16 protein-coding genes are annotated in these 13,936 nt (G+C 68.9%); 5 read left to right on the forward strand and 11 right to left on the reverse strand.

All coding sequences use genetic code 11. From position 1 onward, the window contains the following. Window positions 1-184 precede the first annotated feature (184 nt). From ABFX18_RS09595 to ABFX18_RS09605, 3 genes are read left to right on the forward strand one after another with little or no spacing between them, the layout of a single operon-like run. Complete coding sequence (locus ABFX18_RS09595) at window positions 185-1,165, forward strand: diacylglycerol kinase family protein (protein WP_090152766.1); 981 nt, start codon at window positions 185-187, stop codon at window positions 1,163-1,165. Further along, a complete protein-coding gene (locus ABFX18_RS09600; protein ID WP_346058169.1) occupies window positions 1,162-1,917 on the forward strand; it encodes an alpha/beta fold hydrolase in 756 nt (251 codons plus the stop codon). The genes ABFX18_RS09595 and ABFX18_RS09600 overlap by 4 nt, the downstream gene beginning before the upstream one ends. Window positions 1,918-1,963: 46 nt before the next feature. Continuing rightward, on the forward strand, window positions 1,964-2,473 hold the full coding sequence (locus ABFX18_RS09605) for a DUF6328 family protein (protein WP_346058170.1): 510 nt from the start codon (window positions 1,964-1,966) through the stop codon (window positions 2,471-2,473). On the opposite strand, the gene ABFX18_RS09610 is transcribed toward ABFX18_RS09605, so the two are convergent. Then, window positions 2,474-2,809, reverse strand: a complete 336-nt coding sequence (locus tag ABFX18_RS09610; protein ID WP_346058171.1) for a hypothetical protein — start codon at window positions 2,807-2,809, stop codon at window positions 2,474-2,476. It lies immediately after the preceding gene. A 138-nt stretch (window positions 2,810-2,947) separates the two neighbouring features. Beyond that, a complete protein-coding gene (locus ABFX18_RS09615; RefSeq protein WP_346058172.1) occupies window positions 2,948-4,186 on the reverse strand; it encodes an MFS transporter in 1,239 nt (412 codons plus the stop codon). A 57-nt stretch (window positions 4,187-4,243) separates the two neighbouring features. Between ABFX18_RS09615 and ABFX18_RS09620 the strand changes: the two genes are divergently transcribed. Then, entirely contained in the window at window positions 4,244-4,915 is a 672-nt protein-coding gene (locus ABFX18_RS09620) for a GntR family transcriptional regulator (protein WP_346058173.1), read from the forward strand. Here ABFX18_RS09620 and ABFX18_RS09625 read toward each other — a convergent pair. From ABFX18_RS09625 to ABFX18_RS09660, 8 genes are all read right to left on the reverse strand, one after another. Continuing rightward, window positions 4,880-5,230: a hypothetical protein gene (locus ABFX18_RS09625; RefSeq protein ID WP_200332068.1), complete on the reverse strand. Its 351-nt coding sequence runs from the start codon at window positions 5,228-5,230 to the stop codon at window positions 4,880-4,882. The genes ABFX18_RS09620 and ABFX18_RS09625 overlap by 36 nt on opposite strands. Window positions 5,231-5,314: 84 nt before the next feature. Beyond that, entirely contained in the window at window positions 5,315-6,508 is a 1,194-nt protein-coding gene (locus ABFX18_RS09630) for a carboxylate-amine ligase (protein WP_346058174.1), read from the reverse strand. A gap of 157 nt (window positions 6,509-6,665) precedes the next feature. After that, window positions 6,666-7,562 carry a prenyltransferase gene (locus ABFX18_RS09635; RefSeq protein WP_346058175.1) on the reverse strand — a complete coding sequence of 299 codons (897 nt, stop codon included), beginning with the start codon at window positions 7,560-7,562 and terminating at the stop codon, window positions 6,666-6,668. Continuing rightward, on the reverse strand, window positions 7,549-7,893 hold the full coding sequence (locus ABFX18_RS09640) for a lycopene cyclase domain-containing protein (protein ID WP_090152735.1): 345 nt from the start codon (window positions 7,891-7,893) through the stop codon (window positions 7,549-7,551). The genes ABFX18_RS09635 and ABFX18_RS09640 overlap by 14 nt, the downstream gene beginning before the upstream one ends. Next, on the reverse strand, window positions 7,890-8,255 hold the full coding sequence (locus ABFX18_RS09645) for a lycopene cyclase domain-containing protein (RefSeq protein WP_200332074.1): 366 nt from the start codon (window positions 8,253-8,255) through the stop codon (window positions 7,890-7,892). Before ABFX18_RS09645 ends, ABFX18_RS09640 begins: the two co-directional genes overlap by 4 nt. Window position 8,256: 1 nt before the next feature. Then, a complete protein-coding gene (gene crtI / locus ABFX18_RS09650; protein WP_346058176.1) occupies window positions 8,257-9,915 on the reverse strand; it encodes a phytoene desaturase family protein in 1,659 nt (552 codons plus the stop codon). Beyond that, on the reverse strand, window positions 9,912-10,763 hold the full coding sequence (locus ABFX18_RS09655; protein ID WP_090152821.1) for a phytoene/squalene synthase family protein: 852 nt from the start codon (window positions 10,761-10,763) through the stop codon (window positions 9,912-9,914). Before ABFX18_RS09655 ends, crtI begins: the two co-directional genes overlap by 4 nt. Before the next feature lie 38 nt (window positions 10,764-10,801). Beyond that, complete coding sequence (locus tag ABFX18_RS09660) at window positions 10,802-11,941, reverse strand: polyprenyl synthetase family protein (protein WP_346058177.1); 1,140 nt, start codon at window positions 11,939-11,941, stop codon at window positions 10,802-10,804. Window positions 11,942-11,976: 35 nt separating this feature from the next. Here ABFX18_RS09660 and ABFX18_RS09665 point away from each other — a divergent pair, with 35 nt between their 5' ends. Further along, a complete protein-coding gene (locus tag ABFX18_RS09665; protein ID WP_346058178.1) occupies window positions 11,977-12,615 on the forward strand; it encodes a MarR family winged helix-turn-helix transcriptional regulator in 639 nt (212 codons plus the stop codon). A 76-nt stretch (window positions 12,616-12,691) separates the two neighbouring features. On the opposite strand, the gene aztD is transcribed toward ABFX18_RS09665, so the two are convergent. After that, window positions 12,692-13,918, reverse strand: coding sequence for a zinc metallochaperone AztD (aztD, locus tag ABFX18_RS09670; protein ID WP_346058179.1), 1,227 nt, complete (start codon window positions 13,916-13,918; stop codon window positions 12,692-12,694). Window positions 13,919-13,936: the final 18 nt, after the last annotated feature.

Consider the following 13,936-nt stretch of genomic DNA (forward strand, 5'->3'; position numbering starts at 1 on the left):
CGGGAGAGATCCACATTGCAGTTCGTCCGCTGCCCGCGCTCGTGCTGATATCAGCTACTGATGTCGCGGGATGCACTCCCGTCCTCGAGCGCGACACCGTCTGCGGGCGTCAGCGGCGTCGATCGGCCTGTCAACCCCACGATGAGGTTGACGCATCAGCGCCCCGAGATCGTACGATGAGCAAATGGTCGATACCCATCTGAAGACTGCTGCCGTCATCTACAACCCGATCAAGGTCGACCTCGACGTGCTTCGGGATGAAGTGCAGCGAGCGGCTGCAGATGCCGGCTGGAACGAGCCGGTCTGGTTGGAGACCACGGCGGACGATGCCGGCCAGGGCATGGTCGAAGAAGCGAGGCGAGCTGATGTCGACCTCGTGATCGCCGCCGGTGGCGATGGGACGGTGCGCGCGGTCGCGGAGGGCCTTCGCGGATCGGCGATCCCGCTCGCCCTGCTCCCCTCCGGCACGGGCAACCTGCTCGCGCGCAACCTCAAGCTGACGCTCAACGACATGCCGGGATCCGTCACCTCGGCGTTCACCGGGAGGGATCGGCCCATCGATCTGGGCGTGATCGACATCGAGCGGCCGGATGCGTCGAGAGACCAGCACGTCTTCGTCGTGATGGCAGGTATGGGCATCGACGCGAAGATGATCAAGAACACGGATGACGACCTCAAGGCGAAGGCCGGCTGGCTGGCGTATCTCGGTGCGATCGTCAAGTCGCTCAGGGACCCGAACGAGCTGCACTTCCGCTTCCGTCTCGATGACGGGCGGACGAAACGGGCCGTCGCGCATACGGTGATCATCGGAAACTGCGGGTCTCTGCCGGCGAATATCCTTCTCCTGCCGGACGCGGTCGTGGACGACGGTCAGTTCGATATCCTCCTCATTCGCCCCGGCGGGCTGCTCGGTTGGATCCGGGTATGGGCGAAAGTGGCGTGGGTGAACGGCGTCCTCCGCCGCACTCGTTCGGGCAGAGCGCTCACCGGGAAGCAGAAGGACGACGGCGACCTCAGCTACCGCACGGGCAAGCGCTTCGTCGCTCGCCTCTCCCGCCCGGAGGAGATCGAGCTCGATGGCGACGGCTTCGGCAAAGCCGCAGCGTTCAACGCGTGGATCGAACCGGGGGCGCTGCAGATCCGAGTTCCTGCCGACGCCCAGTGAACGCATCGCGAGGGAGCCGCATTCGCGTTGGCGGCCTGAGCTTCGGCGTGTTCGCGACGCGAGCACCTCATGCTTCCGCCGCTTCCCCCGAATCCCGGTACGTTCTCGTACATGGCATCGGCACCTCGCATCACTACCTCTCGCGGTTGCATCGCGAACTCGCGCGAAGCGCTGACGTGTGGTCGATCGACCTTCCGGGGTTCGGCAGCGCTCCGAAGCCTGCGTCGGCGCCCGACGTCGGTGAGATGGCGAATGCGCTCGGCCGGGTCCTGGAGGGAGTGGGCGGGCCGCCGTTCGTGATGATCGGTCATTCCATGGGCGCCCAGTGGGTCACGGAGCTCGCGCGGCTGCGACCCGATCTGGTGCGCGCGTTGGTGCTCATCGGGCCGGTGGTGGATCGGGAGCATCGATCGGTGCTGGCGCAATTCCGGGCCTTGGTGGTGGACGCCCTGAGGGAGACGCCGTCGGTGAACGGGCTCGTCCTCATGGCGTACCTCCGTTGCGGGCCCCGCTACTTCTTGCGACAGGCGCGGTACATGGTGCGGTACCGCCTCGAGGAACGGATTGCTGAAGTGCGCGTCCCGGCACTCGTCGTCCGAGGCGGCCGCGACGTCGTGGCGGGTGCGCGATGGTCCCGGCTGCTCCGCGACCGTGCGAACCGATCGCGTCTCGTGACCTTCGCCCGTCATCGTTACGCGGTGCAGCACACCGCTCCTCGTGAGGTGGCTGCCGCGATCCGGGAACTCGCGTGAACCGGAGGGCTGGCTGCCGAGCCCCGCGAGGCCGTACAGTCGGCGTATGACCGATCTGAACGGCGACGGCCGCTCCGAGTCGACGAACGAGCGCGCCGACCGAAACTGGAACGAGATACTCCAGGAGTTGCGCGTCGCGCAGACGGGCACGCAGATCCTCGGCGGCTTTCTGCTGGCGCTCGCGTTCCAGCCGAGGTTTCAGGATCTCGATCGGTTTCAGCTCACCCTGTACCTGGTGCTCGTGGCGCTCGCCGGCATCGCCGCCGTGCTGGGTCTCGCTCCGGTCACGTTGCACCGCACGTTCTTCGGGAAAGGGCGCAAGCCAGACATCGTGCGGCTCGGCGGGCGTCTGCTCTCAGCCGACCTCGTCGTACTCGCACTGCTCGCAGCGGGCGTCACGGCGCTGGTGTTCGACTTCGCCGTCGGGCGCTCCGCGGGGCTCATCACGCTGGCGATCGGCGGTGTCGTCGTCGTCGGCGTGTGGGCCGTGCTGCCGCGCCTCGCGTTCCGGCGCGGCAGCACGCCCGACCCTCGCGGGCCGGGCGATGATGGGTGATCAGTCGGGGGTGTCGACCGTGATGTGATCCAGGTCGTCTCGCTCGCCGCCCTCGTCTCGGCTGTTGCGATCCGCTTCTTGCTGGGTCTCGAAGGCATCGGCGCCCTCGTCGTCGTCGAGTTCCTCATCGGACGCCGGGTTCGAGGTCTTGCCGTCGAGCTGCGCGTCGCTGCTGGGCTTGCCGTTCGTGCTGTCGAGTGGATCGTCTGCGCCGGCGCGGGGTGGGTCTGCAGCGTCGGGGCCGGTCTGGCCGACCCGGTCCATGGCCTCCGGCACCGATTCCTCGACGGAGTCGGGCGATGCTGCGGTCGGGTGTGATGCGTCTTTCGATGTCATGATGACCTCCTTGGTTCTCGACGCTACGGGAGGCCGCCGCTTCGCGGAGCGGGGTTGTTGTCGGCAGATGTGACTGGTAACGCGCGAGGATCGCGGCGTCGCCGCGCCGAAGCTGCGCGCGGTGCGCGGAGGATCGCCTTACCCGTGCCGATCCTCTTGCGGGATCAGTGGGATGGCGATCAGCGGGGCGAGCGCGATGATGCCGAACACGAGCGGGTAGCCGAGCAATGCGATCGCCGCTCCGATACCTGGACCCACGGCCGATGCGGCGATGAACTGACCGGTGTTCTGCACACCCAGGGCGCGTCCGGCCCAAGCGCTGCCCGCCGCCTCGGCGACGGAGGTGTACGCCAGGCCGTTGTCGGCCACGCTCACCACGGTGGCGAGCACGAGCACGATGCCGCCGATGGCGAACCCTCCCGGGATCGCTTCGTGGGTGAAGCCGATGAGGGCGAGGAGCACCATGACGATCACGCCGCCGATGGCGACCCAGCGCAGTACGCGCACGCGATCGCCGACGCGGTCGCTCAGGCCGCCGATCACGATGCGGCCGAGGGCGCCGATGAACTGGGCGCCGCCCATGAGGAGACCTGCAGCAGCGGCGTTCCACCCGAGCCCCGAGATCAGCCACACCATGCCGAAGGTCGCGAGGGCGAACTGAGGCACGACGAGCAGTACGGAGACTCCATGGATTCGCGCGAGGAACCCGCTCGCTCGGTACGGATTCGAATGGCGGACCGGCTCGCTCCTGGCGGCGCCGGTGAGGCTCGGTCTCGGCGGGTTGCGGATGCCGATGGTGCACGCGACGGTGATGACGGCGAGCAGTGCGCTGAGCACGAGGAAGACGCCTGCGGTCTGCAGCGCCGACGCGATGGGAGGCACGGCGACCGCGGCAGCTGCGACACCGAGGGGCTGAGACATCTGACGCACGCCCATGGCGAGTCCGCGCCGGTGACGCGGAAACCAACCGACGACGACTCTGCCGCTTGCCGCGTTGGTGCTCGCGGCGGCCGCGCCTCCGCAGAAGAGCGCGATGCCGAGCGGGATGAGGTCGCTGGTCAGCGCGGCAGTCACGGCCGCAGCGCCCGCCGCCGCCGCCGTGAGTCCGAGCCCGCCTGCGATCACCCAGCGCTCGCCGAAGCGATCCGCCGCTGCGCCCCAGAGCACGAGGGTGAGCACCATGCCGAGCGTCGGAGCAGCGGTGAGCATCCCGACCGCGGCGAGAGGCAACCCCAACTCGAGGTGCAGCAGCGGGATGAGGTAGACGGGTGCGCTGACCAGCATGGTGCCGGCAGCCTGCGCGAGGAGACCGAGCACGAGCACGGCCCAGGCCCGCGCGGGTACTGCGTCGCTCGATCTCGCCGACTCGTGACCCATTCTGCCCCCTCTGGTGTACCCGAATGGTATACCAATTCGGTATGTCATACTGGCGGCATGGTGACGAGCTCTGAATCCGGGGCGTACGAAGCTCTGCGAACGGCGATCCTCGAATTCGATGTCATGCCCGGCGAACGGCTCTCGGAGCGGGGGCTCGAGCAGGCTCTCGGCGCATCGCGCACCCCGATTCGCGCCGCGCTGGTCAGGCTGGAAGCGGAAGGGCTCACCGGGCGCGAGGGTCGTGGCTGGCGCGTCGCCCCGATCGACGTGACCGAGGTGCGCGCGGTCATGGAGTACCGGGAGCTCCTCGAGGTCGGCGTCGTGCGCCTGGTGGTGGAGCGTGCGAGCGACGCCGAACTGCGCGCACTGGAGGAGTCGCTCATCGCGCCGGGAGAACTCGACGACCAGGCGACGAGCCTGCGTGAGGGGAGCGGATTCCACCAATCGCTCGCCCAGCTGAGCGGCAACCCCTTCTTGCTCGACGCCGTCACGTCGACGCTCACGCGGCTTGCTCGCCCGCGATGGCTCGTCGTGCGCACCGCGGCGTCCCGAGCCCAGGTGCGCGAGGGCCATCGTGAGATTCTGGGCGCCGTGCAGGCACGAGACGCCGACCGGGCGGCGACGCTCATCGCCGCTCACACGCAGGCCACACGAGTCCGGCTCGTGGACTATCTCGCCGAGGAGCGCTCCCGGCTACGCGGCCGCGGTTTCGCTATCGTCGAGAGCTGAACTCCGGCCGAGGCGGTCGCGGGGGATCGAGCGGTCCGCGGTTGCCGCGGCACTCTTCGACGCCCACCGCAGGTAGGCGATGTACGGGTCATCATCGGGGAGTGCCGAATTCGCGGGAACCGACCGGCGGCGGCTCAGACCGAAGAGCGCGGCGAGACTCGCGAGCCGCAGCGGGTGCTGCTGCGGCGGCTCCGCGTCCGCGTGCACCGGAATCACGGGTTGCGAACGAGCCGTCGACGACAGTGAAACCGCCGTGGCTGCTGCGACGGGTCCCGCCGAGGGCTGGGTCGGCCGAGCGCGATGCGGCTCTATCACGGTGAACTCCTTTGGAGATGGATGCGGTGCGAGACGCGGTCGGACGGATCGATGCCGGTGCACGCAGCGACATCGTCGATCGGCTCAGATGGGCAGTGGATCGAGCACCGATGATGAGGGGCCGATCGAGCGGTGCGTCTGCTCGATCGCCTCCTCCACGAGCGCCCGGGCGCTGCGACGGGCGTGCAGTGCGCGAAGCTGCCGCTCCGCACCGGTCCCGTTCGCGAAGACGTCGGCGACCATGCGCGACACGCGATCGAGATCTCCGGACGCCGAGAGGGCCGGAGCGATGTGCGCGAGGAGCGCGTCGATCGCGACGTCGGGGGCGCTCGGCTTGCCGAGGATCGGGTTCAGGAGCGGACCCGTGACACCGTGCCGGCTCGCCGACCACATTGCGAGGCGCAGCACGGGGGTCGGCAACGGGTCGGGCGAGAAGCCCGAGCGCCACTCGTGCGCGGCGGTCGTGACGAGGGCGCGGATGATCCCGGCGATCGCAACGGAATGCGTGGCCTCCAGGCAGACATCGGCGACGCGGATCTCGACGGTCGGGTAGCGCGGGCTGAGGCGCGCGTCGAAGTAGATCATTCCCTCGTCGACGAGCACGTCGGTGGCGAGCAGCTCGTCGACCGTGCGGCGGTAGTCCGCGGGAGACCCGAAGGTGTCGTACGGCCCCGCCGTCGGCCATCGGCTCCACACCTGGTACCGCTGGCTCGCGTAGCCGCTGTCCGCGCCGTTCCACATGGGGGAGTTCGCGCTCAGCGCGAGGACGAGCGGCAGCCAGGGCCGAATGCGATCGAGCACGGCGACGCCCTCGGAGTCGTCGCTCACTCCGACATGCACGTGCAGGCCGCAGGTCAGCTGCTCGCGCATCATGCCCTGGAATCGCTCTTCCATCGCGCTGTAGCGACCGGAGACGGTGAGCTGCGTCGGCCCCGCCGTCGCGCTGGTCGCCATCGCCGCCGCGCGCAAGCCGAGCTGTTGAGCGGCCGCGTCGGCGAGCGTGCGCCCCGCCATGACGCTCCGTGCGAGGTCGGAGAGCGAGGTATGCGGCACCGAGATGACTTCGATCTGCTCGCGCTTGCTCTCGCGCTCGAGATGCGTGACGCCCGCCGCCTCGGGAACGAGGGCGGCGACGTCGTCAGAAGCGGCGGCGGCGAGAACGAGTTCGATCGCCGGGGCCGGCCGGCCGGTGCGCGGGTCGACGAGCAGCAACTCCTCCTCGACGCCGACGGTGCGGAGGGCTTCCGGTTCGCGGCTGTGATCCGATGGGAAGCGCATGCCAAACTCCTTCTGAACTGCCGCGGCAGGGGACCCCGCAGTGCGGCTCCTGCATGCATCAGCGTAGGAGTGCGCGCCCTTTCCCGATAAGCCCTTGACGTACCGAGGTTCTTAGGGCACGAAATGTTGCGAACGGGAGCAGCGGTGAGACCGAGTGCTACGCGGTGCGCAACCACCAGACGATGAGAATCATCGTGACGAGCGCCCCCGAGGCGTAGTTCAGCCAGATGAAGCGGCGCCAGGCACGATTGGTGCGCCCGGAGTCGGCGTCGCTGATGCGGGCGTACGGCGCGCAGTTCGCGAGATACGGAATCGCGACGATTACGGCGAGCGGTCCGGGGAACGGTGTGAAGAGCATCAGCACTCCCGCGAGCGCCCACAGTGCGAGCGCGACTCGCACGGTCGCTGCCGCGCCGAGCACGGTAGCGATCGACCCGATATCAGCCTCCCGGTCGGGCACGACGTCTTGCACGGCGCCGAAGGCGTGTGCGGCCATGCCCCAGCAGAAGAAGGCGAGCAGGATCAGCCAGAGCTCCGGGGTGAAGTGCGCGCCGGCCGCCGTGAGCCCGACGATCGCGGGGCTCACGAAGTGGGTGCTCGATGTCGCGGAGTCGATGAACGGTCGTTCTTTGAATCGCAGCACCGGCGCGGAGTAGGCGAGGACCGCGAATGTGCTCACCGCGAGGGCGGGCCATGATCCGGGCCCGCCGGCGATGGCGAGCACCAAGAGGAACGGGATATTCGTCAGAGCGGCGAGCCACAGCATCGGCCGGTGGTACTTCGGAGCGAGCAGAGCGCCCTCGATCCCGCCCTTTCTGGGGTTGTTGATGTCGGAGGCGTAATCGAAGACGTCATTGATGCCGTACATGGCGAGGTTGTACGGAATCAGGTAGTAGATCGCTCCCACGATGAGCACCCAGTCGACCTCGCGGGTGGTGAGCAGCATCGCGGCCGCGAAGGGGTACGCCGTGTTGATCCAGCTCACAGGTCGAGATGCGACGAATGCCTGCCTCAGCAGCTGTGCGTTCCAGCCGGAGTGCTCACGCGCGTGCATCGGTCGGGTCCTCTCCTGCGACGCGTTTCCGCGTGGTGAGCCGGGTCCAGAGCGCCGGGGCGAGCAGCGCCACGGTCACCGGGTAGCTGAAGTCTTCCACGGGGACGAGGCCGACGGTCGGGCCGAGCGTGCGCCCGTGGCCGTACGAGAAGAGGTCGGCGGCGATCATGAGTGAGTCGAAGACGGCGGTGAGGATCGCGAGCACGACGATCGCGATGCCGGTCGCCGCCCATTGGCGTCGCGCGACGGCCGGTTCGCGCCAGGGCGTCAGCGCGAGCGCTCCGAGGAGCGCTGCGGCGAGAAACGGGATGCTGATGAGGAGGTAGGTCATCGATCCTCCCCGATGGTTTCGCCCTGGCCCGCGCGGCCCGCCCGGCTCGTTCGCCGTTCGATGATGCGAACGGCGCCGGTGAACGTCACCATGGTGCACAGCACGAGGAAGGCCAGGAAGACGGGCTCCTCGATCGGAAGCTCGTGCGCGATGAGCATGCCCGTCATGCCCGGGCTCGCGCCCATCTGGAAGACGCCCGTCACAATGCCGACGAGATCCCAGGCGAGCAGGAACAGCACGCCGACGGCGGTGACGATGGTCGCGGCGCGCCAGTCGCGCCAGAAGAAGAGCCGGAAGCGCGCATCGAGCAGCAGCATGCAGCCACTCGCTCCGAGCAGGGATGCGAGGTAGATGATTCCCACGTCAGGATCGCTCCGGGGTCGGCAGCGGGCCGGCTGAGTGATCGCCTCGGATGCGCTTGAGCACGAGTTCGGCGCTGATCAGGCACATCGGGATGCCGACGCCCGGAGCGGTCGTCGCCCCGGCGTAGTAGAGGTTGTCGACGCGCTTCGACTGGTTCTGGGCGCGGAACAGCGCGCTCTGGCGCAGCACGTGCGCCGGTCCCAGCATGCCGCCGCTCCACGAGTGGTAGTCGTCGACGAAATCGCGCGGGCCGATCGTCTCGCGCACGACGATGCGCTCGCGCAGGTCGGGAATACCCGCCCACGCACTGATCTGATCGATCGCAGCATCGGCGACTCGTTCGACGACGCCGTCACCTGCGCCGTCGCTGCCCCCGCTGCCGATCTCAGGATCGGCCGGCACGGGCACGAGCACGAAGAGGTTCTCGTGGCCGGCGGGCGCCACGCTCGGATCGGTCTCGCTCGGCTTGCACACGTACGACGAGGCGGGCGCCGGGATGCGCCGCGGCTCGTCGAAGATGTCGCCGAAGTTCCGCTCCCAGTCGTGGGCGAAGAAGAGCGAATGATGGGGGAGTTCCGGCAGCGCCCCGCGCACCCCGAGCAGTACGAGCACGGCGCCGGGGCCGCTGATCTGCTTCGACCACCAGGCTTCGGGGTAGGTGCGAGCGGCCTCCGGCAGCAGCTGCGTCTCGGTGTGGTGCAGGTCGGCGGTGGAGACCACGACGTCCGCGGGAAGGCGGTGCTCGTCGCCGTCGGCACCCCGCCAGCGCACGGCCCGCGCGGACGTCGAGAAGCCGGTGCTGCGGCCGGCCGCCGGGTGATCGGCCTGAGGGGATCCGGCGCCCACCTCGATCTCGGTCACGTCGGCGCCGAGCACGATGCGCGCACCCGCCTCCTCCGCGAGCGCGGCGAGGCGCTCGACCAGGAAGTGGAAACCGCCCATCGGGTAACGCACGCCCTCGTCGAGATCGAGGGCGCTCATGAGGTGGTACATGGCGGGGGCGTCTTTCGGGTTCGTGCCGAGAAAGACCGCCGGATACCCGAGCACCTGGCGCAGCACCGGGTGCTCGAAGCGCTGCGCCACGAAGGATCGCAGCGAGCTGCCGAGCAGCCGTGCCAGCCGGGGCAGTGCGCGCAGCACGGGCGGGACGCCGAGCGAGCGCAGCCGGGTGAATGGGTTGTAGAGGAAGTATCGCTCGGCCATCACCGTGGTTTCGGCCGCGGAATCGAGGTATGCATCGAACGCCTGCCCGCTCTCAGGCTCGAGGCGCTCGAACACGGCTCGCGCGGCGCCGCGGCCCGCGGGGATCGTGATCGGCTCCGGCGCGCTGCCGTCGGCGCCCGGCTCACTGAAGACGCGGTAGCCGGGGTCGAGCAGGCGGAGGTCGAGCTGCTCCCGTGTCGTCGTGCCGAGCATCTCGAAGTAGTGATCGAACACGCTCGGCATCAGATACCAGGAGGGTCCGGTGTCGAACCGGAAGCCGTCTCGTGAGACGGTGCCAGCACGGCCGCCGACGCGGTTTCCGCGCTCGAGCACCGTCACGGCATGGCCCTCCTTGGCCAGGAGCGCCGCCGTAGCGAGACCGGCGATGCCGCCGCCGATGACGACGGTGCGCGGAGCTGCGTCGAAGCCGCGACGGCGTGCGGATGCCGCGCTCATCGAGTCTCCCCCGCAGTGCGGGCGATGGATCGCACGATGATCGCGGTCTTCTGCCAGTCGGGCACGCGCACCCTGCGAGCGTACAGCTCATCGATCGTCGTGCGCGAGATCCGGCGGCTCAGGGCTGCGAAGAGGTTCAGTGCGGAGCGCACCGCGGCCCGCGCGTCCTTGGGCAGGAGCGGCAGCACCGCTCGCGCGTCGGCGAGCTCCGCTTCGATTCGACGCACCCAATCGATCCGATCGGCGTCGGTGAGACGCTCCTGCGTGCCGAGATAGTTGCGGCCGAGGCGGTCGGTGTCATCTGCGAGATCGCGCAAGAAGTTGACGTTCTGAAATGCGGCCCCGAGGCTGCGGGCCCCGCGTTCGAGGCGGTGCTGCTCGAGCGCGTCGAGCGAGCGATGCCGGGTGAAGATGCGCAGGCACATGAGACCGACGACTTCGGCCGAGCCGTAGACGTAGGCGCCGTGCTGCTCGGCATCGAACCCGCGCAGCTCCGCCGTGTCGGTCGGCGCGGGCAGGTCGGCGCGCATCGAGGCGAAGAACGGGGCGGTGAGCGCCGCGTCGATCCCAGCGGCCCGCGCGGTGCGCGCGAAGGCGTGCACGATGAGGTCGCTCGAGTAGCCAGAGCCGATCGCTCTCCCGACCTCGCTTTCGAGTCGCTGCAGCGCGTCCGCCTGCTCGCCGGGCGTGAGCCCGGCCCCTTCGGTGACGCCGTCGACGAGTTCATCGGCGACGCGCACCAGTGCATAGACATTGCGCACGTGCGCGCGGTGCCGTCGCCCGAGCAGTCGGGTCGCGGCGCCGAACGAGGTGGAGTAGCTGCGGATCACGACGGCGGAGGCGCGCATCGCCGAACGGGTGTACCGGTCGAGGGGGGTGTCGGCCCTCACGAGCGTCGCCCGTCGAGTCGACCGGCCAGCGCCGCGAGAGGCTGCCGCGCGCTGTCGGGGAGGCCGGATGCGGGATCGGCGAGCGTTTCGTGCAGTGCGCGCATCTGATCGTCGATGAGGCCGCGCACGAACGCTTCGGCCCCGCACTCCCGCAGCAGGCCTCTCAGGCGTTCGCCCTCGGCGTTCGTGAGGGATCCGGTGCCGAACGACGGCTCGATCTCGGGCCACGCGCTCGTCATCCGCGCCGCCGAGATGACAGCGGTCTCCTTGCCCTCGCGCAGATCCGAGAACGCATCCTTGCCGTGCGCGGCGGGATCGCCGAAGGTCGAGAGCACGTCGTCCTGCAACTGGAACGCGAGCCCGAGGTGAGCGCCTGCCGCAGCGAGCGCGGCGTCGGTTGCGGGGGAGTCGGCCCCCGCCAGGATGGCGGCCGCTCGCAGTGGCAGTTCGAAGGTGTAGGTCGCCGTCTTGAGGCGGCACATCTCGAGGACGGTCGCGGTGTCGGCGACGACGGTGCCGTCTTCGAGCCCGATATCGAGCTGCTCTCCGACCACGGATTCGGTGATCGCGTGAGCGAGGAGGTCGAGGAGGCGCGTGCGCATGGCGGGCTCGACGTCGACCCTGGCGAAGATCTGATGCACTTCGGCGAGCAGGAGGTCGCCCATGAGAATGCCGCAGCTGCGCGCCCAGTGCAGGCGCTGCGGGGAGGGTCGCTCGTGGGACAGCCGTTCATCGTGCGCGAGCAGGCCGACGAGGTTCAGGGAGCCACGGCGGGTCAGGTCCCCGTCGAACACGTCGTCGTGCAGCAGGAACGAGGCGTGCAGCAGCTCGATCGCCGCTGCGATCTCGATCGCCGCGGGAGGCAGATCGTCGTCGCTCAGCGCTGCGAACATGTCGAGCATCAGGCGTGGGCGGATGCGCTTGCCGCCGGAGATGCGTTCCCCGCAGATCTTCCAGAGCTGCGCGAACGCGGGGTGATAGGCCTCAGCCGAGCGCCCGCGGGTGGCGATGACTTCGGAGATCGAACGGGAGACCAGGCCCGCGTTGTCGAGCGGCGCTGCGGTGCCCGGCACCGCGCGGTGTTCTCGCAACTCGTCCACGTTGCCCCCGCTCATGTAGAAATCTTGATTACTCACCTAGAAAGTGATCAACTTCAGGATAATATTCTCGTGTGACGAAAAACAAGCGGAGCGCTGAGACCGACGTGTCGGGCGATGGCGGCGACGCCTCCGCCCTCTACCGGATGGATCATTCCGACCCGAAGTCAGAACTCGTCGATCGGACCGGTCTCAGCCACGACGACCTGCAGCAGATCGCGCGGCTCATGGAGGCGCTCAGAACACTGCGAGAGGCGGAGGAACGACTCTCGGCCGCTTCGCTCAAGTACATGCGCCTCAGCAGCGTCGACATGCGGGCGCTGCACTTCTTGATCGTCGCAGGCAACACCGAGGTGCTGCCGACACCCGGAGCCATCGCCGCCCACCTGGGGATATCGAGCGCCTCCACGACGAAACTGCTCGATCGTCTCGAGCGAGGCGGTCACATCTCGCGAGAGCGGCATCCAGATGATCGGCGAGCACTCGTCATCCGCATCACGCCCGAGACCCATGAAGCCGCGAAGCGCACGGTCGGTCAGCAGCAGGCGAACCGCTTCAACGCCGCCGCGCGCCTCACTCCCGACGAGCGCGAGGTCGTCGAGCGCTTCCTGCGCGACATGACCGCGGAGATCGACGTCAGCGGCATCGCCTGGGCGGAGGCGGCCGAAGCCGGAGCGCTCGCAGAGACGGCTGAGGGCGCCGCATCGGAGTGATGCGACGCCCTCAGGGGTGAGTGCGCGCTGCTCAGCGCACTCCCGCCGACCGCGGCATCGCTGCGGTCGGTGCGAGTCAGTGCTCGCCGAGCGCGACCGCGAACTCGTTCGGCGTGTGCTCGAGCTCCGCTGTGGCGGTGATCTCACCGGTGCGCAGGTCGACCGCGTGCACCGAATTCGCAGCCGATTCCGTCACGTACGCCGTGTCGCCTCCGGTGCCGATGATCGCCGGGTGCGCATCCTGCCATTCGGCCGGACCCTCCCAGGCGTCGATCACGGGGAACTCGTCGACCAGTTCGCCGGTCTCCGGATCCAGCACGTGGATGGAGCCGTCGGTCGAGAGGATGTACGCGAGATCGTCGGTGCCGCGAGTGACATCGCGGAAGGTGTAGCGCACGTTCTCCGGCAGATCGACGACCTGCAGCTCCTGCGTGGCGGTGTCGATGAGTGCGACCGAGCCGAGCAGGTAGCCCTCCGCGTCGGGGTCGGACTTGTAGTCGCCCACGACGATGGGGCTCGTCTCGGAGACGAATGCGTTGCCCATGCGGCCGTAGGCATCGGGGGCATCGAGCTTGGTGAACGCGCCGTCCTGGTAGAGCAGCGCGCCGTTCTCGCATCCGAAGACGACCGCCTCGTCAGCAGCAGTCCCCTCGCCGTGGATGCCGGGGCACTGGTCGTTCGAAGCGACCTCGTCCCAGTGGTCGTCGTGCGCGTGCAGGGCGACGGCCCCCGAACGAGAGGTCTCATCGCCGAGGGTCGTCACGAGCGTGCCGTCCTCGAGCTCGATCGACACGCCGTGGTGCGGGTGCTCGGCGGTGTGCGTCACCGATTCGGGCAGCGCATCCTCCACGTGGGCGAGGTCGTGGGAGTCGAAGATCGTCGTCTCGCCCGTGCCGTCGTCGAAGAGCACGGTCTTGCCGGCATGGCGCACGACGTGCCCGGCGGCCGAGGCGTCCACGGTCAGACCGGTGAGCGCCGGCTTCGCGGTATCGAGCAGCTCGAACCCCTTCGACGTCGTCACGAAGACGTGGCGGCCATCGCCAGCAGCGTTCAGGCGGGTGAACTCCTCGCTCTCGAATTCGTCGACGAGCTCGAGCGTCTCGGCGTCGAGCACGGCGATGCCTCCCTCGTACGAGACGGCGACGCGCTGCTCGTCGGAGTGGGCGTGATCCTCGCTCGACGCGTTCGCTGGCGACTCTTCCGCCGCCGAATCGTTCGCGGTGCTCGAGGAGCAGCCGGTTGCGAGCAGCGCGAGCCCGAGCAGCGCCGCGGGAGCGGCGTATCGAAGGTGTCGGCGGGTCATAGTGGTGTCCTGCTTTCT

The sequence above is a fragment of the Leucobacter alluvii genome (assembly GCF_039530485.1).
Taxonomy (GTDB): Bacteria; Actinomycetota; Actinomycetes; order Actinomycetales; family Microbacteriaceae; genus Leucobacter; species Leucobacter alluvii.

What these genes read in the sequence shown, in the direction of transcription:
- ABFX18_RS09655 (WP_090152821.1), bottom strand. Translation starts at nt 10,763, where the DNA reads ATGCGCGCCTCCGCCGTCGTGATCCGCAGCTACTCCACCTCGTTCGGC.
- crtI (WP_346058176.1), bottom strand. Translation starts at nt 9,915, where the DNA reads ATGAGCGCGGCATCCGCACGCCGTCGCGGCTTCGACGCAGCTCCGCGC.
- ABFX18_RS09630 (WP_346058174.1), bottom strand. Translation starts at nt 6,508, where the DNA reads ATGCGCTTCCCATCGGATCACAGCCGCGAACCGGAAGCCCTCCGCACC.
- ABFX18_RS09620 (WP_346058173.1), top strand. Translation starts at nt 4,244, where the DNA reads ATGGTGACGAGCTCTGAATCCGGGGCGTACGAAGCTCTGCGAACGGCG.
- ABFX18_RS09610 (WP_346058171.1), bottom strand. Translation starts at nt 2,809, where the DNA reads ATGACATCGAAAGACGCATCACACCCGACCGCAGCATCGCCCGACTCC.
- ABFX18_RS09635 (WP_346058175.1), bottom strand. Translation starts at nt 7,562, where the DNA reads ATGCACGCGCGTGAGCACTCCGGCTGGAACGCACAGCTGCTGAGGCAG.
- ABFX18_RS09605 (WP_346058170.1), top strand. Translation starts at nt 1,964, where the DNA reads ATGACCGATCTGAACGGCGACGGCCGCTCCGAGTCGACGAACGAGCGC.
- aztD (WP_346058179.1), bottom strand. Translation starts at nt 13,918, where the DNA reads ATGACCCGCCGACACCTTCGATACGCCGCTCCCGCGGCGCTGCTCGGG.
- ABFX18_RS09595 (WP_090152766.1), top strand. Translation starts at nt 185, where the DNA reads ATGGTCGATACCCATCTGAAGACTGCTGCCGTCATCTACAACCCGATC.
- ABFX18_RS09615 (WP_346058172.1), bottom strand. Translation starts at nt 4,186, where the DNA reads ATGGGTCACGAGTCGGCGAGATCGAGCGACGCAGTACCCGCGCGGGCC.
- ABFX18_RS09640 (WP_090152735.1), bottom strand. Translation starts at nt 7,893, where the DNA reads ATGACCTACCTCCTCATCAGCATCCCGTTTCTCGCCGCAGCGCTCCTC.